This window comes from Enterobacter sp. E1 (genome assembly GCF_016809815.1).
Lineage (GTDB): Bacteria > Pseudomonadota > Gammaproteobacteria > Enterobacterales > Enterobacteriaceae > Enterobacter > Enterobacter adelaidei.
In genome coordinates, this window is the sequence record NZ_JAFBJM010000012.1 from 111,037 (window position 1) to 129,910 (window position 18,874).

The window sequence follows — 18,874 nt, forward strand, 5'->3', positions numbered from 1 at the left end:
ATACGATTGACTTAGGTAAATAATATGTCTAAATCTCCATATATAGATCATGCAATAGATTTAGCTAAAAGTAAGGGCAATAGCATCAACGATATTGTCGATGGGTGGTCTAAAGTTGAACAGGTTATCTATATGTCAAGCCCTTTAACAAATGATGTTCGTCAGATTATAGAGAACTCGGAGCCTTCTTTGCGTTATTGGAATGCAGAAAGAACGCCGCATAATCGAGCAGAAGAGGGATTTATCTGCGACGAGTATAAAGTTGCCATTACTTTCCCTAAATAATTACCAGGAAATCCCGTCCATAGCTGGCGGGTTTTTTGCCCTCCATTCTTTACTTCCATACAAAATTTGATTTTGAAGTACTGCCAACTTAATAAAAAATGACCAAAATCGGCTAGTTGTAGCGGGAAAAGTGCGTTAAATGAATGCGATTAGGATAAAGCGAGCAAATATGTCAATAAGTATAAGGTGTTACACTAAATTTTCAGTTTCAGAGTTACAACCTAAGTTGGACCGTCTTTTATCGAGTAATCCAAAGGTATTCCCCCAATATTATATTTTGTATAAAGCAAGAACTCTGGGACCTTTTGACAAAGAAATATCTAATGAATTTGGTTTAGACCCTGAATCATATTTTTACATTGATGTAAACAATAAAGCATTAGAAATATCGACTGACGAAATAGCCGATATGATTAGATATGAGCTTGGTAAGGACAATGTCATTGTACTGTTAAATGGTGAAGATCTAATCTGAGCCTGGTAGTTCCCATCTAACTCGAGGGGCTCATTATATCTAAGCCCTAAGTGCTTTTTACTGATCTGTACCCCAAAAGTTGGTCATCGAACAGAGTAAGGTGCAGTCACCCCAGCCTCTCCACCCTCGTCTCCCCCTCCACCATCGACAGCTGATACAGCGAAAATGATCGCTGCTTCTCAATCAAATTCGCCAGCTCCGGAGAGTGACTGGTAAGCCAGATTTGTGAATAGCGGCTGGCCTCGGCGATTAAGCTCGCCAGGGCAGGCAGCATCTGCGGGTGCAGGCTGTTTTCCGGTTCGTTCAACGCGATAAACGCTGGCGGTCGCGGGCTTAATAGCGCCACCGCCAGGCACAGGAAACGCAGGGTGCCGTCGGAAAACTCCGCCGGTTCCAGCGGCCTGCTCAGACCTTCCCGCTGCATCATCATGCGGAAACGTCCGCCGGTGTTGTCGCTGTAAAATACGCAGCCAGGAAATGCCTGGTCGAGAATGCGCATCAGCAGCAATTCGTCGCCAATCTCGACAATGGTCTGAAACGCTGCGGCCAGATTTGAGCCATCGCTGGCGAGCACCGGGGAGCGGAAACCGACCTGCGGAGCCCGCATCGCCGAGCCGGATGAGACGGAAAACTCATGATAAAAGCGCCAGTTACGCAGGGACTCGCGCATCTGCGAAACTTCCGGGTAAAGATGCGGTTCGCCGAGCTGTCCGAATACCGATTCGTTCTCGTACAGCGTGCCGCTGTGGGTCACTTTCTCGTGATGCACGTTGTTCAGAAACACTGCCTGGTTCTTACGCTTCATCAGCTGTGACGAAGGACGACGGTGCTGGCCGCTCAGCCAGATGGACTCTTCTTTGATCACCGGATCGAGCTGAAACTGCGAGGGATAGGGCAGCTTCTCCACAAACCCGACCTGCAGCTCGTATTCGTAGGTCTCTGTTTCCACCGCCAGATTCATCCGCCGCAGCTGGTCGCTGCGGGTTTTGCCTGCCCAGAATACTTTCAAAATTCCACCTTCATTCGCCAGCGCCTGGGAAAACTGCCCCTGCGCGGCGCTGTGCATCAGGTGTATCGCCTTGTAGATATTCGATTTTCCGGTGCCGTTCGGCCCGAAGACGATATTGAGCTGCTCCAGCTCCAGCGACATGTCGCGGATGGATCGGTAGTTTTGAATGTGCAGGGTGTTGATCACAGGCAGGCCCCTTTCGCAGAATAAGCCTGTATATAATCACAGCCTTTGAGATGAAATGCAAAAAAGAGACGACAGTGAGGATGTCGTCTAAACGGGGTACTGCTTTGGGCCTCTAAGGGTCAATGGGGCCTTCGCATTTTTATGATCACTTGACTGCCAGACGCAGACCCAAATCATCAGGATAGGGATCAAAGTAGTTTTGCGTCATCAGATACCGGTCGGGGTATTCGGCCAGGTAATGCTTCAGCAGCGTTATCGGGGCGAGAATAGGCAACTGTCCGTTGCGATAGTGCAGGATTACGTCGCGCAGCTCGCCTCGCTGGCGGGTGTTCAGCTGGTTACGAAAATACCCCTGAATATGCATCAGCACGTTGGTGTGATTCTTACGCGAAGCGGGTTTTTTCAGGATGGTCATCAGCTTTTCCCGGTACGCCACGAAGAAGGCGTCCAGGTCTTCCCACTCGTGCAGCGAGGCAACGAACGGGCCGATTTCACGGTAACCCGCCTGATGGTGCGCCAGCAGCTGGAGTTTGTAACGGCTGTGGAAGTCCAGCAGCGCGCGGCGCGTGAGGCCATTTCTACGCAGCGTGTTCAGTTCGTGCAGGGCAAAAACACGTTCGACAAAGTTTTCCCGCAGAACCGGGTCGTGCAGCCGTCCATCCTCTTCCACGGGCAGCCACGGCCAGGTTTCAAGGAGCGCGGCGGTGAACAGCCCGACACCCTCCTTGCGGCCCCGGTTGCCGTTTTCGTCATACAGCCGCACGCGTTCCATGCCGCAGCTTGGGGATTTTGCACAGACAATGAACCCCGCCAGATCGCCGATTTTCGACAGATAATCTGTCGTAAAGTCAGCCATTTTCTGCGTGAGATTGTCATGAGGTGGCTTGCTGAAGCGCAGCTGCGTTTCACAGCTTTCTGTCAGCGTTAAACGAATGGCAGGGCGTGGCGTAGGCAGCCCAATCGCCATTTCAGGGCAGACCGGCTTGAAGCTTACCCATTGGGCCAGTTCGTCCATGACAAAACCCATACGTTTATGCCCGCCGTCAAAGCGAACGGCGGAACCGGTCAAACATCCGCTAATACCCAGCACAGGTTTTTTTGTCATGGTGTGGTCCTCCCATTCTCCCTTTAAAACTTACACAACATGCGTAATTTGTCCAAGTATTAGCGTAAGTATTTTTTATATTCCTTTAAAATCAATGAATATTAACTTCCCTTGTAGGTCGAGTAACCGTACTGGCTCAGCAGGAGTGGGATGTGCAGTTTTTCGTTGGTGCGGGTCACGGTAAACAGCACCGGGATCTCCGGGAAGAAGGAGTCCAGCTTTTTGCCGTGGAAGTAATCTGCGGTTTTGAAGGTCACTTTATACACGCCAGGCTGCATATCCTGATCCTGCGGATAAAGCGATTTGATACGTCCGTCGTGGTCGGTTTTACCGCTGGCAACCTGGGTCCATTTGTCCTGCTGCTGTTTTTCCAGCGTGACGGTAACGTCGGATGGCGGCATCCCGGTTTGCTGGTCAAGAACGTGTACACTCAGCGTGCCGACAGGGGCACTAAATACAGCCGGAGCAAAGGCCAGGGTGGTCAGCATCAGCAAAGGGGCGGTTTTTTTCATGGTGTTTTCCTGTTGGGTTATTCGTCACAGGAAAACGTTAGCATCTGCGGTGCGAAAAAATATTCAACTTTTCGTGAAGATTCCCACAGGAGAAAATCGTCAGAGGATAATCACTTCAAGCGATACCTGCTGCTGCCACTGCTCCACCTGCTTTTTCCGTGCAGCGGTGAGTTTACCGCTGGTGACCAGAAGCCATTTACGATCCGGGAATATTTCCGGTGCCAGCGCGGCAGGAGGCGAGGGCAGAATGTCGATCCGGTGACCTTGCCCGGTGCGCGTTAAGGCTTCGAGCCAGATCTCGCACGGGTCATTCAGATGCCAGCCACTGAGCAGAATATTATCGCCAGGCGCTTTTTTATCTCCCTCGAGACAAAACGAGGTGTAGGCGATGATGATGCCATCGAGGATTTCACGCAGGGTCATGGCAGCAGCGACGTTAGCGGAGACCTGACTACGCAAGGGGCGCAGTACGTTCGCGACCAGCTCTGGCCGAGGGTATTCGCGTCCGGCGTCGTAAATCATCTGGCGCAGGGACTCGACTTTACCGTCCTGCAGGCGTTGCAGCATGTTCTGTTGCAGGGTTTGCCAGTTGTTGGTCCGACCCGGTGTCGGGCGTTCCAGCAGGGGTTTGACCTGGCCAATCGGGACCCCTTTTTTTACCCAGTCGAGGATTTTTAGCGCCTGCTGGACGTCTTCATCGCTGTACTGGCGGTGACCGCCATCCGTGCGCTGCGGCTTGAGTAAACCATAGCGACGCTGCCACGCCCGCAGCGTGGTGGCGGTGATGCCGCTGAGTCTGGCGAATTCGCCGATGGAGTAAGCCATGCCCGTGTCCAGAGTGGAGGAATATTCTCAATATACTACGAATTTTCCCGGACGGGATGAAGCGTCGAAACGGTGCACTACAATTAACGTCCAACCATGCAAATGAAAGGAGTTCTCATGAAGGTATGGCCTGTTGTGACCGGTGTCGCCATCGCTCTGACACTGGTCGCCTGTAAATCTCCTACGCCGCCGAAAGGCGTACAGCCCATTTCAGGCTTTGATGCCAGCCGCTATCTCGGCAAATGGTACGAAATCGCTCGCCTGGAAAACCGCTTTGAACGCGGGCTGGAGCAGGTGACTGCCACCTACGGCAAACGCAGTGACGACGGTATTAGCGTGCTAAACCGGGGTTATGACCCGGTGAAGAAGACGTGGAATGAGAGCGAAGGCAAAGCGTATTTTACCGGTGAACCGACCACGGCGGCGCTGAAGGTGTCGTTCTTCGGCCCGTTCTACGGCGGCTATAACGTGATCAAGCTGGACGATAAGTACCAGTACGCACTGGTGAGCGGCCCGAACCGCGATTACCTGTGGATTTTGTCGCGTACCCCGACAATCCCGGATGCTGTGAAACAGGATTACCTGAATACAGCGCGTGGTTTGGGTTTTCGTGTTGATCAACTGGTGTGGGTGAAGCAGTGAAGATCGTGCTTTCTTCGTAGGGTATTACTGGTCTGCCTGGATAGACTTTCGTTATTAGCGTAACGGGAGACAACGAGATGAACTGGCAGCCTTTTCGCGGCGACGCGCCGGAAAATATGACGATTTTCAGTGCGTCATTTCCCGATGTCAGCGACCAGTGGCCGATGAAAGACGATGCTGCCCGTGAGATCGCTGCGCTTGACCGGGCGCTGAAAGCCGAGCCAGCGCTCCGGCCCCCGCTGATTGAATACGAAGAAGGCGGGCAGGCCGTGCTTGTCCCTCAGAACCGTTATTCCGAACAGGCTTTTCGTAACCGGCCGGCGCTTACCGCGTGGCGAACGCGACTGGTGCCCTCCGCGCTGGCGTTGTTTGTGGTGCAAAACCCGCTGGAAGACCGTCTGCCTGACGGTACAAAAATGGACAGCGACAGCCGCCAGTGGTTTATCCACGCTAACGATGCGGTTGGCGTGCGCTCCCGTGCCAAAGTACTGGCTGCGCTGGTGGAAAAGTACATTCATAACGAAAGTGAGAACAACTGGGTCAGCCTGGCGAGTGGGGCCGCTATTCCGGTGCTTGAGGCGCTGCGCGAGGCAAAGCTCGACGGTCAGCAGGTTTTTCTCACGCTGGTGGACAAAGACCCCGTGGCGCTCAGCTGGGCCGAAACCATGGCGGCGCAGGAAGGCATTGTGGTGGGCGAACAGCTTACGCTGCTCAGGCGCAATCTGCTCCATACGCTGATACGTAACGAGGACTTACTGCTGGAGCTGGGCGAGCAGCAGGCCGAGCTTGTCGATGCACTGGGGATTTTCGAATACTTCAACGATACCGATGCGGTGATTTTCCTCCAGCGCGCGCTGCGGCTGGTAAAGCCTGGCGGAGCGGTGATTGTGTCGAACATGTTGATCAGCAGCCCGCAAATTGACTTTGTGCTGCGGGGTATCGGCTGGGAGGATATTCACCCGAGGTCGTTACAGCAGCTGCAGGATATCCACCTCGCGGCGGGCGTGCCGGTGGAAAATGTTACCGTGGTGGTTCCGAAGGACGGGGTGTACGCGGTGATGGAGATTAGGAGTTAACACGGTCGGTGGAGGGGACAAACCGCACAATCGGTTCCCTCTCCCGGTGGGAGAGGGCTAGGGTGAGGGTGGACAGTTCGCTACAATATTCACTGTTCCTCAGTTGTTCGGTTTACCCGAACAACTGCCATGAAGGATTAGCTGTTTTCTTTATTCTCACTGTCTGTTGGGGATTCTTGCTGTTCATGCTCTACCTGCTGCCCAGTCTCCTGAACCAACTTCCAGATCATTTCCTTGATACGCTTTCGACTTTCACAGGTACGATAGTTTATTACTTCATTTAAGGTCTTCAGTTTATTGCCTCCATGCTTCTGGATACTTGATTTAATCGCCGCGCTCTATAATGATCCCCCCATGAAAATAGAAACCGCACTCCCCACACACTTCGAACGTCTGGTCGCGATCTGGGAATCTTCCGTTCGCGCTACCCACCACTTTTTACAGGAAAGCGATATTGCGGCGCTGCGCCCGTTATTGCTCAACGCTTATTTACCTAACCTCAAGGTCGTTATTGCTGAAGATAACGCAGGCGTTATTCACGGCTTTTTAGGCGTCGATGAAAATCGCATTGAAATGTTGTTTGTTGATGATGCGAGCCGGGGGAAGGGCGTCGGGAAATTACTGCTGCAACACGCCATTGCAGAGTTTGGCGTGAATGAAGTGGATGTGAACGAGCAAAACCCGCAGGGGGTGGAATTTTATCGCCATATGGGGTTTGAGCAGGTTGGACGCTCAGAGCTGGACGGGCAGGGAAATCCGTTTCCGCTGTTGCATATGCGGTTGGTTAAGTGAGTATTCACTTAACGCAGAAATCACGTTTGTTAGATATGAAATGCAACGCGTTTTCCTGTGGGAAGTTCAACGTCGATACACAGTTTCCCACCCATTGCCTCAATGTAGCGCTTAAGTGTGGCAATTTTTAGTTCATTTCCACGTTGCTCTATCTGAGTTACTGCGGGCTGGCTTACCCCCATAAGCTCGGCAACATTTTTTTGCGAAAGCCTGAGCTCTTCACGTAAAAGTTGCAGACCCGTTTCGAGGATCATTTCCTCTGCCATTTCTTTAATTCGTTGTTGGCTATCCGGTGAACGTGACGCAATCACTTCATTTAAGGTTTTCACTTGGTTGCCTCCAGGCTTGTCAGATGAAGGGAAAATTCGGTATCTGCGATGCGAATCATTTTTTCATAAAAGGTTTTGTCGTTACTCTTATCGCCTGCGCAAAGCACAATGGCCTGACGTACAGGATCAAATGCGAAGAAAGCACGAACAGGACGACCAGCATATTGAATACGTAATTCTTTCATATGTTTATACCGTGAGCCTTTAACCGTATCTGCATAAGGACGAGGAAGACGTGGCCCATAGTGTTGCAGATTTAGCAGGTCTGCCAGTACCTTATCCTGTAATCCTTCTTCCTGTTCAAACAACCACTGCTCGAATACCTTTCCGAACCGAACCGTCCACATGCTTTCGTCCATGATAAGCTGTAACTTATAAAAAGAATATAAGCTGTAGTTAATAAATGCAATGGCTGTCATCGACAGCCAGGCTGTTAGTGGCAGGAGTATGACAAAGAGGGGATTTCAAACGGATCGTGCAATTAAGAAATTGCGAGGCGTTTTCCAGCGTTTTTCATTCATGCTGGAGAGTAAAGCTGCCGTTTGTCCATAAATAACCTTTTTACCCACTATTACTGGAAGGTCTGGGTGGCCCTGGACGGCTCGAGGAGGACGGTACCCGACGTCGAGTATTGCTTCGAGGTTGTGGTGATCTATCTCTCTGAAATCTGCTGTTTTTCTTCAGGTGAACTATCCGGAATTTCCGGATAGTTGAATGTTACTCAATTTTGCCTGCCGGAGACTGGATGACATCTTTGTCTGTAATGCCACCTCCATATTCTCAGCGTTAAGCTCGGCGGTGTGTATTCACTTTTGCGAGGCGCGTTCCAGGACGCGGAGTTTGGATCGCTGCAAGCGCATCCTCAATCTCAATGAGCATTGCCTTCGTCCGTTTATAATCATCCTGCAACCTCTGCTCCTGCTCGTTATATGCCACCAGAACGATGCAACCCCTCATCACCTTCACCGTGACCTGATGCCCGGTTTCAAACCCCGCCGCGCGCAGCCACTTGCCGGACAGAATGATATTGGGCGTGGATTTGTCGAAAACATTCGGGCGGTATCCCACAATTAACGAACGCTCGGTTCCGGATTGGTCGGTGTCTGGGGTAGAATGCGAATCAGCCATAATCAACTCCTTGATAGTTGGTGAGGTTAGACGCTCCGGTTGTGTTCCCGCACATCGGGGCGTTGCAAATACAGGAATTTTAGGTGGCCTCCTATGTGTATCGGAGTAGATGGATAGGTGGCCTCATGTCAATCATATCGCGCGAAAAAAAACCAAAAGGCGGCGGACAATCTCCGCAGTTTAAGATGCGTATTGATCCGGCATTGAAGGAACAGTTGGATGCAGTGGCGGCTGAGGAAGGGGTGAGTCTCGCCAGTTGGTTGAAGGAGTTGGCGAGGGAGGCTTTAAAAAAGAAAAACATTGATCCTTTAGGATGATGTTATTCTGTCTCAATATTGTAAAATTTATGATCTTGATCCAAAAATACCACAAAAAATGTGTTTGGATCATATGTAAGGTTACAAGCTGTATCTATAATATTTTCACATTCTTTGGGTAGTACAAATCCTATAAGCCTAACTTTCTGTTCAAGTCTAAACCTTGCCCATTCAACATTATGAGGAACGTGTTTAGGATGTATAAAATCGGATTTAGTAGGGAAGTTCTTATAGTTCTCATAAATAGTAAGTCCACCGGCACCGCATCTTGCATGCCGCCAATGTTCAAGATTTTCATTGGAATAGTGTTTTAATTTTTCAAGCAATTTGACTAGCGAATTATGGTCCCAGTCGTTAAAATTCTGCCCTGCCTCTTGTGTATGGTCAAAGAAGCTAAAATTAAACTTACATCTATGAGGAATACCCTTGTTTTCAAAGGCCGTATCAGGCAATGCTTTGAGGAAGTCCTTTTTAATAGGGTTTCCAAAGTTTTTCTTTCTCATATTTTTGGTACTCCTCCAATTTTACCATCCTTATAAATTGGCGAAATAGGTCTACCATGACGCAAAATATCGCCTTTAATTTCATCCAAGCGATAACAATAACTTTCATTGTTTTCTTTATTAACTAAATATGTTCGATACTTTCCTAGCGTATCAATGATTTCTGTATTATGTGATGTAAATAAAAATTGAGCACCTTTTGGATTAGTGTGCGCATCTTCAAAAAGATCAAGAAGTTTTGGTAGCATGAAAGGATGGAAATTAATATCAAATTCATCCATAATGAGAACACCACCATTAGTTAATACTGTCCAGTATGACGCAAGTTTAACATAGAGTGATTTTGTCCCACTGGACTCATCATGCCCTGTGAGCCATGAATTTTTATCATTTGGAATGTGATGGAAAATAGGGAAATATACATCCGAATTATTTTCATCTTTTCGTGATAATATTTCAATGTTACTGATCCCAAGATCGCAATCTATTATTATTTTCTTTGCAAATTTGAAGGCGGATTCATTATTTTTATAAAAAAGAGATGCATTGTATAATCCATCTAGAGACCATGAAACTTCTTTCAATCCAGTATAGGAAACGTTACTTTTGATAGATGAGAAAAAATCATTTAAATTTTTAAAAGTAGGATTATCGGTGTTAAATTTGTAATTTGCAGTGGCGCTAATGATAGAAACTTTACTTTTCAAAACGATAACATCTAGAAAGGATAGTTCTTCCGCTCTATAGACAATATCATCATCAGTCCGTTCAAAAATTTTAATTGTTTTTTTATTTTTCCCGTTTAAAAACTTACGGTAAATAATCTCAGATTTGATATGGCTCTGAGTTGCCTCGAGTTCATACCGATAGAAAATTTCATTGATGCTAAAGTCAATATAAAATTCACTTGGTTTCGGGCTTTTAAAATAACTATCGGACTCTATATTTTTTTCTGATTTTGAAAAAGAATTGGCACAAAATTCCCCTAAAAATGCTAATGCCTTAATGATATTTGTTTTACCAGACCCATTACCCCCTTTTACACCAATAACTGTACTTACAGAACGACCGAAACTTACGTCTTTAGGAACTTTAGAGTTTAATTTGAAGTCAATTTCAGCGCCGTGCTTGAACCCAAAATAATTTTTTACACCGTATTGCAATAACATTTTATCACCGTAACTGTATTTCGCGACAAATTTGTCACGAAATGATGATATGCTGTTTGATTAACCCTTGCAATCGGCTTTTCATGACAAAGTGTCAGCTTATTGGGTCTCAAATATTTCTAAGCTGCTTTTATGTATAGTTTACTAGATTAACTAGTTGTAATAATTGAGTATTATCGGAAAAGTTAGTACCTTGGAGAGGGATAAGAACTTGGCGGAGATCACAGGAGTCGCATTTGGTGATTAATCATGTTGAATTTATTGATTATTTTCCTATGTGGTTTACTGACATGCCCCCGATTATGCCCCCACATGTTTTCCTTAATGATCAGTTGGCTGATTTATGAGCGTTTCAAGCCAAGGTTGAACTGTGCCCGATGAACATCCAAAGATGTTATCCAGGGTTCTTGATCCTGCCAGGATAAACCCTTCTGGTCAATGCGCACCAGCTCGAATCGTTCCACAAGGAAATTAACAGCATCAGTAAGATTCACTCCAGCCTCTATATGTTCCTGAATCGTCGTATCGTTACTGAACGGTGTGTCGTTGATCGTGAGGCCGTAATGATGCTCTAAAATATACGTTAATAGTTTTTGCCAAACTTGGACAGGAGACAGGCGTGACGAAACCGTCACCGTTGCCGGTACAGTTGAAATATGCATGTGTTGAGTCCCTGATAAAAGAAGAGGAAGGTGTTATCTGGTTAGAGCTGTCTGGGGATATATGGCAATGTAAACGTAGCCATGAGAGCCGAGAGTGTCAGCTTCACAAGTAAGTCCGTTGTGATGCCGTGTGACGCAGTGCTGGCTGCGAGGATCAAGCTCGCCAGCCGTCAGCATCCGCTCAAGCTGTTTCATCATCAGTGGAAATGCCTGGTCCAGACGCAAAGCTTCATCGTCACTGAATGAGCCATTAAATCCTGCCCGGTCAGCCAGAAAGTATAGGCGGTTGCCTTCCTGTACCAAGCGAGCGCCGAAGCATGGCGTGATATTACGTTTTAAACCCCACTGAAGGCAGGATGCGTTCTCCGCCGATGTGCCGGATAAGGTGGTCGACTGCATTAATATATTCCTTAATGACTGAGTGGGTTGATTAGTTCACTGTCACGCGTGCGCAGAATGGCGTACGGGCCTGCCCGGTCCTGACGACGTTCAACAAAAACAGCGAGAACGCCGCTGATATCCTGAACTTCACGTCCGTAGTAATGGCAGACACTGCTATGCCACTGGTAGTGACCTGTACAGAAGGCAGATAACTTGGATTCGGGATGCTGACGATAAATATGCATCGCCTGGCGCTTACTGATGATTTTCATTCTGCACCTCATAACAAGCCACATTCAGCAAAAGACACCACTTCGTTCCCGACCACAATATGATCCAGCACACGCACTTCCACCAGAGCCAAGGCTTTAGCAATTCGCTGAGTGACATGTTTATCCTGCTGGCTGATTTCTGTCGTGCCGGACGGGTGGTTATGCGCCAAAATGACCGCAGCAGCGTTATGTTTCAGGGCTGATTTAACCACTTCGCGGGGATGCACTTCGGTATGGTTGAGCGTGCCGGTAAACAGTGTTTCTCGCTCCAGCAGGCAATGCTGATTGTCGAGATACATTACGATGAAGACTTCCCGTTCCAGGTGAGCCATCTGCAGTTGCAGCCAAGTTTTTGTAAGGCTGGTAGAGGTAAATGACTCACTCGGTTGACGCTGGTATTTCTCCAGCAGACGTAATGCTCGCTGGATGACACGCTGCTCGTTTGCAGGAAATACCGGGGATAAATTGATCGTAGACATGGTTGCTCCTTAGAAAGAAAAGCCCTTCCGAATCTTCGGAAAGGCGTTAAGGGAAAATAGTGGAAGAGATCATGAAGCAAGCTGCAGCATATTCTCAGCCATCACCCAGAGGGCCCGGTTGAGCTTCACATCACCGTCAATACCTTTCACTGCTCGGGTATGGGCGCGCTTTCCTTTGGTTGTTCTCCCCGATAGACCGCCTTTAATCAGGTTTTCCTGAATGCGCTGATAAGTGGTCCACAGGTCGTTACTCTCATCCTGCCAGCGGCGTGGGGAAAGTATCTGCGTCTCTGTCACCGGTTGGTGCTCCTCACCGAAGCGATATGTCAGCGCCGCTTTCGCCATAGCCTGCTGAGCGGGCGGTGGCAACAAAAGCGACTGCATGGAATCGCGTTTCTCTTCTACTCGGTCAAATATTCCCAGTACTTCGTAGGCCCCTTCGATGACTTTCTCTACTACGTTGCCTTTATGCGGCACGCGTACTTCGCCAAAACTCTCACCGCAAATCAGCCCATTTTGGCAAACTGCTCTGAATAACCCCGGTAGCATCTGATATGAGCTGGAGCCGTCGTGACTGTTCAGCAGAATAATTTCGGGAACCTGTTTGCCAGTAATCTGGCCTTCACGACGCAGGCGCAGCATGTGCTTCGTATGCTCTCGTTTGCTCTGGTCGCGGACTCTGGTTTGACACGCGAAGAATGGCTGGAAGCCTTCGCGTTGCAAGTTATCGAGAAGGGTAATTGTCGGGATGTAGGTATAGCGATCACTACGGGATTCATGCTTTTCTTCGCTGAAGACACTGGGCACATAATGGGCCAGTTCGTCGCGAGTTAACGGGCGGTCACGACGAACAAGGTTGACTGCACCAAAGCGGCTGGCTAAACAGGTCATAGTTGATTCCTTTTAAAACGGGCATAAAAGCCACTCCAGTAGAGTGGCATTGGATGGAAGATAAAATGTTCAGGGAGAGGCTGGTGGCTGGCTCTGCTGTGGCGAGAGTTCTCTGTCAGGTAATGCCGGTGGTATTAGCTTTTCGGCCTGGTGATGTTGTAATCGCTGCAGAATAAAGGGTTTACTGTACTGGAAGTATCGAAGACACCACTCGTATTTAACGACTCGCCTTATGTTCAGAGGTAAGCGTTCATACGCTTTGCTGCACACCGATAAAACAAAGGCATCATCATTGATTCTGTCCTCTGCTATTGCAGCCAGCCCTTTGATAAAGGAACGATTCAGCTTTTGTCGAGAGTTAGCTTCCAGGCGAGCTTCGGAAGGTGATAGTACGTCTGGTACAGGTGTTAGAACACAAACCGTGTTGCCTGATTGGGACTTTTCAGGCAAGCGTGGCGAGTTTTTTTATGAGTCTTATCAGGCTATAGGTCATCAGGCTGGCTCCCATTGTCTGGCATACGACCGACTTACTTCTCAGCAGAGTGAGGCCTGCGACGCTGAAAACAACGGGCCAGGTCAACCCAAATGATTCTGCATCTGGCGTTGTATCGTCCGGGGATTTTTTAGTTTTCATAGGTTGATCCAAAAGGCGTCCGGTATCGCAGGAAGCTTATACCGGACTAGAAGAGTAATTAGGGGAGATCGACTGAGGCTATTTCCTCAGAAGCGTTTGTGGGGCCACTGTAAACGCCGACGTATTCATTTTGAGGGAAGATAATTACTGCATTTTTCTTCGGGTCAAAAGAGCAACCATTTAATCCTGCAATTTCGGCGGTTTTCCCGGAGCTTGTGTTTTTAACAACCAGTTTGTTGTCAGCACAACTGCTACCTTTTACATAATTCACCACATAACCGTCCTGCTCTGCGACCATTTCTCCAGCTGCTGGTTTTGGCTCAGAGTTACTTTCTTTATTCCTACTTACGCGTTTGCTGTTGTAAGGAATATATTGCGCAGCATCATTCCGCATGGTCGGTGGATCATTGTTCAGACCGAGATATACAGGACAACTGGGGACACCCACCTCGCAACTCTTTTCGACGATAGCACGTGACGGCCAGCCTTTTGTGCCGATGTAAGCAGCACCGGTTTCATCAAGGCAGTAGGTTTCCTCCCATGTGTAATTTTTATTCTGACCCGGCATAGTGCGGGTCGTGACGAGACAAGTCAGAGCCTTAACCGGTTTACTGTCGTAGCGGATAAAGTTCTGTTCAAGGGGTGATGCTGCGTACAGCAAAGGAGATATGTTCGCAGCAGCAGCCTTGCTCTGTGCCTCAGCGCTAAAACCAACTTTGTTGTTGAGTTTTACGCTGACTGCCGCATCGTTCATTTCGCGAAGCATTTCACCGCCTCTATCTGTTAGAAAGAACGTGTATCGCTCTGGGTGAATATTACCGGGAATGGTGATGGCAAAACTTAGGGCCGGAAATGAAAGCACTGAGATAACAAATAAGCGTGAAATAAACTCTGTCATGATGACACCCTGAGGACGTTTGTCGTTGGCTCTGCTGGACGTATCTGAACTCCAGCAACGAGTGGTTAAAACAGCAAACTGTGCTGTTTTGAGAATTAGGCGAAGAAGATGCTTAACGGCTGATGCAGTCCTGCCAGGTTACCTCTTTCAGCGCTTCCTGAAGACCTACAGTTTTGAACGGTTTGGACAATGGTTTTTTGGCTTCAGTGACTTCCAGCACTCCTTCATCACTGGTGTTTTTGAGCGCCATAAATGCAGCTTCGCCTAATTGATAGTGGGTTGAGTTGATGATCAACCCTGGCTTTTTCAGACCTGCCCCAGAAGAAATGGAATAGTTCTTTGCTGGGACGCTGTAGGTGATGCCCAGGTGGCCTCCGATGCAAGTGAAGGTAATGCGCTCACCAACATCATTGTCGGCATTAATACCAAATTCCATTCCGCTGGTATTACCAAACCAGTTACCCCACTGCTGTTCCTGAATGGTCGCGTGCGCAGCGGTGGTGAACAAAGTTGCACTGAGAAAGAGTGCAGAAGTGACCTTGAACATAGAGATTCCTTACTGTTGTTTTACAAACGAAAAATGGCCCTTTGCTGTACAAAAGGCCACCTGATCCTATGCATTTGAGAGAGAATGGGATAATCGTTACTACAGATCAGTTTCCAGGAATTGATCGTTATATTCTATTGATAAAACGATCGATTCCTCGCTATTAATAGTCAGTAACTATCACTGCTTGAGTATCGATCGGTGCAATAGATCAATGTGAAGAAGCCGCGCCAGTAATACATACTGGCACGGCTTCATGTGGGTAATATAGATGTGAAATGATCTGGAATACTTTCAAGGCACTTTTATGGGGTAATTTATACTAAGTTATAAGCTCACCAGTTGCCCACAGACTAATTCAGCTCCTGTAATTTATTTCTGATTATTTTTATTTTTTTTCTTTTACGGGTAAGGTATGTATCCCTGGCACGCTTAAACTGGTTATAAAGTTCTGGTTCCAAGAAGGTTCCTCCAACATAGAAAATCCAGACTGCATGGATAGCTAAATATGTTTCTCTTGGTGTCGATGGCTGAATGATCTCAAATGCATCATGCCAGCCAATTCTATTAATACTGGATAGAGAACTGCCATTTTCCGGAAAAAGGTCTATGGTTTTATAACTCACCTTTTTTATGCCACTTTCATGCTTTGAACTCTTGTCATTATCAGCGTCATTGTTAGGTGATTTATTGTAATCCTCCTGTGCCGTACTTTCTGACATATTCTTATTGCAGATGCCATATTTGTCGTCAGCAGAACATATTGAGAGTGAATAATCTTCAACAGATAATTTAATTCCCCCCTCTGGCGCTTCTGTGCCTTGACTGTAAACGCGCTTCCTCATGGATGGTTTATTTTTCATATAGTCCCAGGCCCACTGGCATAGACCTGTATTTTCCACGGGGATATTTAACTTACGTTTTGCTTTAAACTTAACATCCCATTGAGACCTTATGTTTTTTATAAATGATAATTTATCAATGAAGTATGATGGAACTAGATCCATGAAATACAGGATAGAGTTATAACGTTCTTTGTGGGATGCGGGATGTACATGCAGCGAGTTTATTTCTGAAAGAAAAGGTTCCGATGCAATTGCATGCTGATTCTTTTGGCTAAAATTATCAAGACCTGATAGGTCAACCAGAGAATGCACATTGCTAAATTTTTGTGGCGCAACCTCCTGTTGAATATTGAGCATTTCAGAAGATAGCTGAGGATAGTATTTTTTAATACTTAACCAAACAAAATAACAAGCATGCTCATTTTTCCTGAACCATTCAAACTCTGATTCTGGAAGAAGTGAGTCAAGAAAAATTTCTATTTTTCTTTCATAATGAAGTATAGCATCAAGGACACCTGAATAATAGTCGCTGATAATTTCAGATAATAGTAAAGAGGCATCCCGTATATTCATTCGGTAAATTGAATTTATTCTTTTCATGTTTTTTAGAGGTGAGAAACGGTAGCGATCGACCATAGGTTTATTTTCCATTACAAACCAATAAAAAACGGATAGTTCTCTTTTTGTTTTTATTTTTAGCCTGTAATCCTCATTCTTTCCTTTGCTTAAACTCATCTTTTACCTCTTTGAATGCCGGACTCAATTTACAGCATGTCCATTATTTTTATACTGATAATAGTTGTAGTGTATTGCATAGTCAATAAGTAGATTTTTCGTAGTTTTTTTGTAGTGTTTTTTTTGATGAAACGTGCAGTACTAGTGACAAATTACATAGAAAGTAGCTTTTTTTAGACAGGGGTGTAAGGAGAGTTTCCTTATCGCCATAGTGAAAGGCCATAACCTGTCCCTGTATGCTTTCAGTAATGACTCTTCAACCACTATGGAGACTCTCCATAGAAATGTAAAACCATACATACCTGACCTATCCATTTGAAAGGATGCCGCCCGGCGTCCTCATGTTAAATTCTTTTGGAGAAGTCATGAAAGAGATTGATCTTTATAAAGACCGGTTCGTTGATATGGTTTTCATTACCGAGCTGACCAGTCTGTCTGATAAGTGGTTTTATAAAATGGCACAGCAAGGGAAATTTCCAAAACCTATAAAGTTTGGCCGCAGTTCCCGCTGGATTGAACGTGAAGTAAAAGAATGGTTAGAAGCCCGCATTAATGACTCGAGAGCATAAAGACAATTAAAGATAGTGATAAAAAGGTCACTAACTTTACACCATGCTTTTATACTTGCGTGCCTTGTTGCTCATGGGTTTTATGTGATTTATAAAGACGGTTTATTTATTATTGTATTTAATGCATTATCAATCGGTCATTAATGCACTCAATCATCAAACAATATCACCCCATATAAGCACTTTATACCCATCTCATTGAGGTGTTATACACTTATACTTTGTTATCACACAGACACTACCTCTGATATAACTATTCATACTGAATATTAGACAAAGACACTCATCCAATAACCACACTAATACATTGCCGGTCAGCAATGGCTGACCGGTCTCAGAGAAATACATTATGGCCTTACCAGAATCATTCCTGTTATCTCATGCTGAATATCACATTGAGAATAATACTCCCTATGTCACCATATCCGATGACAATGAATTCAGACTCAGATTAGAACAACTGGATAGTTGTCTTAAAACTATCAGCAGAGGACGTAAGTTACCTTTCGCTATTCTGTATAACCGTTCAGGATACAAAGAGAGCGCTGAGTCAGTCACCATTCTTGATGCCATCCGTTATCTTAATATGTTGCCACAAGATGCAATGAAAGTACGAATAGCTAATCCACGTATAGCTACCTTCCAGCGTCTATTTACTGGCGCCAATTTATATTCGCGTGTCCATAACGGGAAAATAGCAGGGGCAGACACTGTTACCACAGCAGAAATGCTGAATAAGCTGATACAGGATTACCGGTTTACTGTGAGCCAGGCAGGATTTAAAAAAGCATGCAGAAAGTATCAGAGGGCTTCGGTTAAAAATCTTAAGGGAGTGATGAATTACATCAGACATCTGCAGGAGCGTCATTCCCGGCTGCTGGTCTTGCGGGTTGATTTATCATGGGCAAATGAACACAAAGCTGATATCACTGCTGATGATGCCCGTAAGCACCGTCAGCAGCTGTTTCGCAATATGCAAAAGAATCCAATGTTTCGCCATGTCCTCGGGACGGTATGGAAACTGGAATATGGCCCACAACGTAAATTTCATTACCACATGCTATTTATCTTAAATGGTAATAAGGCACAACAGGATGGCGTGATTGCTCATGCTTTCGGGAGATACTGGAATGAAACTATTACTAAAGGTAAAGGCATGTTCTACAACTGCAACGCTTACAAAGAGCGTTATGAGGACTGCTGCCTCGGCAAACTGAAACGCGGTGACAGTAGTAAGGACAAGGGGTTACTTAAGGCGCTAAGTTACATCACCAAAATCGATGCCTGTGCACGTCTGGTTCTTCCGGGTAATGCCAGAACCTTTGGTCGCGGAGAAGTACGTTCATTGAAAAAAAGGAAGAGAGCATAAATATGCCGGTAAACCTAACCTGTTGTAACAGTCGGTAATGCTTCCTTCCCCCCTTCTATCTACAAAGCCAGCTAACCATGCTGGCTTTTTTCATTTGTTACGGAGTTCATGATGTCAACGACGGGTAAAAAGTGATCCACTAACCGTCACCACCAACGGTTTAATATTGATCCACCTTATTTACTCAGGATTAGCTTCCGCTATAACCCCGGCCTTTCGTTTTTGCTTCAGTCGATAGC

At 46.5% G+C, this 18,874-nt stretch carries 25 protein-coding genes; 8 read left to right on the top strand and 17 right to left on the bottom strand.

The window, feature by feature from the left end:
- Positions 1–24 precede the first annotated feature (24 nt).
- Both JGF26_RS20905 and JGF26_RS20910 read left to right on the top strand, forming a co-directional pair.
- Positions 25–285 (top strand): hypothetical protein, encoded by a 261-nt coding sequence (locus JGF26_RS20905; protein WP_134708647.1) that lies wholly within the window; start codon positions 25–27, stop codon positions 283–285.
- Between the two features lie 139 nt (positions 286–424).
- Positions 425–760 (top strand): hypothetical protein, encoded by a 336-nt coding sequence (locus JGF26_RS20910; protein ID WP_238934323.1) that lies wholly within the window; start codon positions 425–427, stop codon positions 758–760.
- Positions 761–866: 106 nt separating this feature from the next.
- Here the strand turns inward: JGF26_RS20910 and JGF26_RS20915 are convergent, their stop codons facing one another.
- The 4 genes from JGF26_RS20915 to JGF26_RS20930 form a co-directional block, all read right to left on the bottom strand.
- Positions 867–1,955 (bottom strand): AAA family ATPase, encoded by a 1,089-nt coding sequence (locus JGF26_RS20915; RefSeq protein WP_134708646.1) that lies wholly within the window; start codon positions 1,953–1,955, stop codon positions 867–869.
- Positions 1,956–2,100: 145 nt separating this feature from the next.
- Entirely contained in the window at positions 2,101–3,060 is a 960-nt protein-coding gene (locus JGF26_RS20920) for a DUF523 and DUF1722 domain-containing protein (protein WP_108089309.1), read from the bottom strand.
- Between the two features lie 101 nt (positions 3,061–3,161).
- Entirely contained in the window at positions 3,162–3,572 is a 411-nt protein-coding gene (gene uraH / locus JGF26_RS20925) for a hydroxyisourate hydrolase (RefSeq protein ID WP_028017825.1), read from the bottom strand.
- Positions 3,573–3,671: 99 nt separating this feature from the next.
- Positions 3,672–4,397 carry a MerR family transcriptional regulator gene (locus tag JGF26_RS20930; RefSeq protein WP_028017826.1) on the bottom strand — a complete coding sequence of 242 codons (726 nt, stop codon included), beginning with the start codon at positions 4,395–4,397 and terminating at the stop codon, positions 3,672–3,674.
- A gap of 117 nt (positions 4,398–4,514) precedes the next feature.
- Between JGF26_RS20930 and JGF26_RS20935 the strand changes: the two genes are divergently transcribed.
- The 3 genes from JGF26_RS20935 (at position 4,515) to JGF26_RS20945 (ending at position 6,907) form a co-directional block, all read left to right on the top strand.
- Positions 4,515–5,039: a lipocalin family protein gene (locus JGF26_RS20935; protein ID WP_028017827.1), complete on the top strand. Its 525-nt coding sequence runs from the start codon at positions 4,515–4,517 to the stop codon at positions 5,037–5,039.
- A 77-nt stretch (positions 5,040–5,116) separates the two neighbouring features.
- A complete protein-coding gene (locus JGF26_RS20940) occupies positions 5,117–6,115 on the top strand; it encodes a class I SAM-dependent methyltransferase (protein WP_134708645.1) in 999 nt (332 codons plus the stop codon).
- 354 nt (positions 6,116–6,469) lie between these two features.
- On the top strand, positions 6,470–6,907 hold the full coding sequence (locus tag JGF26_RS20945) for an acetyltransferase (RefSeq protein WP_134708644.1): 438 nt from the start codon (positions 6,470–6,472) through the stop codon (positions 6,905–6,907).
- Between the two features lie 29 nt (positions 6,908–6,936).
- Here the strand turns inward: JGF26_RS20945 and JGF26_RS20950 are convergent, their stop codons facing one another.
- The 3 genes from JGF26_RS20950 to JGF26_RS20960 all read right to left on the bottom strand — a co-directional run bounded on the left by JGF26_RS20950 (position 6,937) and on the right by JGF26_RS20960 (position 8,364).
- Positions 6,937–7,236, bottom strand: coding sequence for a helix-turn-helix domain-containing protein (locus JGF26_RS20950; RefSeq protein WP_128348879.1), 300 nt, complete (start codon positions 7,234–7,236; stop codon positions 6,937–6,939).
- Positions 7,233–7,583, bottom strand: a complete 351-nt coding sequence (locus JGF26_RS20955; RefSeq protein ID WP_063927918.1) for a type II toxin-antitoxin system RelE/ParE family toxin — start codon at positions 7,581–7,583, stop codon at positions 7,233–7,235. The genes JGF26_RS20950 and JGF26_RS20955 overlap by 4 nt, the downstream gene beginning before the upstream one ends.
- 439 nt (positions 7,584–8,022) lie before the next feature.
- Positions 8,023–8,364, bottom strand: a complete 342-nt coding sequence (locus tag JGF26_RS20960) for a SymE family type I addiction module toxin (protein WP_134708643.1) — start codon at positions 8,362–8,364, stop codon at positions 8,023–8,025.
- 125 nt (positions 8,365–8,489) lie between these two features.
- Between JGF26_RS20960 and JGF26_RS20965 the strand changes: the two genes are divergently transcribed.
- Positions 8,490–8,681, top strand: a complete 192-nt coding sequence (locus JGF26_RS20965) for a toxin-antitoxin system HicB family antitoxin (RefSeq protein ID WP_134708642.1) — start codon at positions 8,490–8,492, stop codon at positions 8,679–8,681.
- Between the two features lie 2 nt (positions 8,682–8,683).
- On the opposite strand, the gene JGF26_RS20970 is transcribed toward JGF26_RS20965, so the two are convergent.
- The 10 genes from JGF26_RS20970 to JGF26_RS21015 form a co-directional block, all read right to left on the bottom strand.
- A complete protein-coding gene (locus tag JGF26_RS20970) occupies positions 8,684–9,184 on the bottom strand; it encodes a hypothetical protein (protein WP_134708641.1) in 501 nt (166 codons plus the stop codon).
- A complete protein-coding gene (locus JGF26_RS20975; RefSeq protein WP_134708640.1) occupies positions 9,181–10,353 on the bottom strand; it encodes an ATP-binding protein in 1,173 nt (390 codons plus the stop codon). Before JGF26_RS20975 ends, JGF26_RS20970 begins: the two co-directional genes overlap by 4 nt.
- 341 nt (positions 10,354–10,694) lie before the next feature.
- Positions 10,695–11,015 (bottom strand): TA system toxin CbtA family protein, encoded by a 321-nt coding sequence (locus JGF26_RS20980; protein ID WP_126498987.1) that lies wholly within the window; start codon positions 11,013–11,015, stop codon positions 10,695–10,697.
- Positions 11,016–11,048: 33 nt separating this feature from the next.
- The gene (locus JGF26_RS20985) at positions 11,049–11,414 is read right to left on the bottom strand and encodes a type IV toxin-antitoxin system YeeU family antitoxin (RefSeq protein ID WP_134708639.1); all 366 of its coding nucleotides are present in this window, start codon (positions 11,412–11,414) and stop codon (positions 11,049–11,051) included.
- A gap of 11 nt (positions 11,415–11,425) precedes the next feature.
- Entirely contained in the window at positions 11,426–11,668 is a 243-nt protein-coding gene (locus tag JGF26_RS20990) for a DUF987 domain-containing protein (protein WP_126498988.1), read from the bottom strand.
- Positions 11,669–11,676: 8 nt separating this feature from the next.
- Complete coding sequence (radC, locus tag JGF26_RS20995; RefSeq protein WP_134708638.1) at positions 11,677–12,147, bottom strand: DNA repair protein RadC; 471 nt, start codon at positions 12,145–12,147, stop codon at positions 11,677–11,679.
- A 69-nt stretch (positions 12,148–12,216) separates the two neighbouring features.
- A complete protein-coding gene (locus tag JGF26_RS21000; RefSeq protein WP_126498990.1) occupies positions 12,217–13,038 on the bottom strand; it encodes a DUF932 domain-containing protein in 822 nt (273 codons plus the stop codon).
- A 692-nt stretch (positions 13,039–13,730) separates the two neighbouring features.
- Complete coding sequence (locus JGF26_RS21005) at positions 13,731–14,570, bottom strand: hypothetical protein (RefSeq protein ID WP_063448361.1); 840 nt, start codon at positions 14,568–14,570, stop codon at positions 13,731–13,733.
- Between the two features lie 112 nt (positions 14,571–14,682).
- Positions 14,683–15,117 (bottom strand): hypothetical protein, encoded by a 435-nt coding sequence (locus JGF26_RS21010; RefSeq protein ID WP_126498992.1) that lies wholly within the window; start codon positions 15,115–15,117, stop codon positions 14,683–14,685.
- A 353-nt stretch (positions 15,118–15,470) separates the two neighbouring features.
- Positions 15,471–16,697, bottom strand: a complete 1,227-nt coding sequence (locus JGF26_RS21015; protein WP_126498993.1) for a hypothetical protein — start codon at positions 16,695–16,697, stop codon at positions 15,471–15,473.
- A 365-nt stretch (positions 16,698–17,062) separates the two neighbouring features.
- Here JGF26_RS21015 and JGF26_RS21020 point away from each other — a divergent pair, with 365 nt between their 5' ends.
- Positions 17,063–17,266, top strand: coding sequence for an AlpA family phage regulatory protein (locus JGF26_RS21020; protein ID WP_126498994.1), 204 nt, complete (start codon positions 17,063–17,065; stop codon positions 17,264–17,266).
- A 349-nt stretch (positions 17,267–17,615) separates the two neighbouring features.
- Complete coding sequence (locus tag JGF26_RS21025; protein ID WP_126498995.1) at positions 17,616–18,635, top strand: inovirus-type Gp2 protein; 1,020 nt, start codon at positions 17,616–17,618, stop codon at positions 18,633–18,635.
- Positions 18,636–18,874 lie beyond the last annotated feature (239 nt).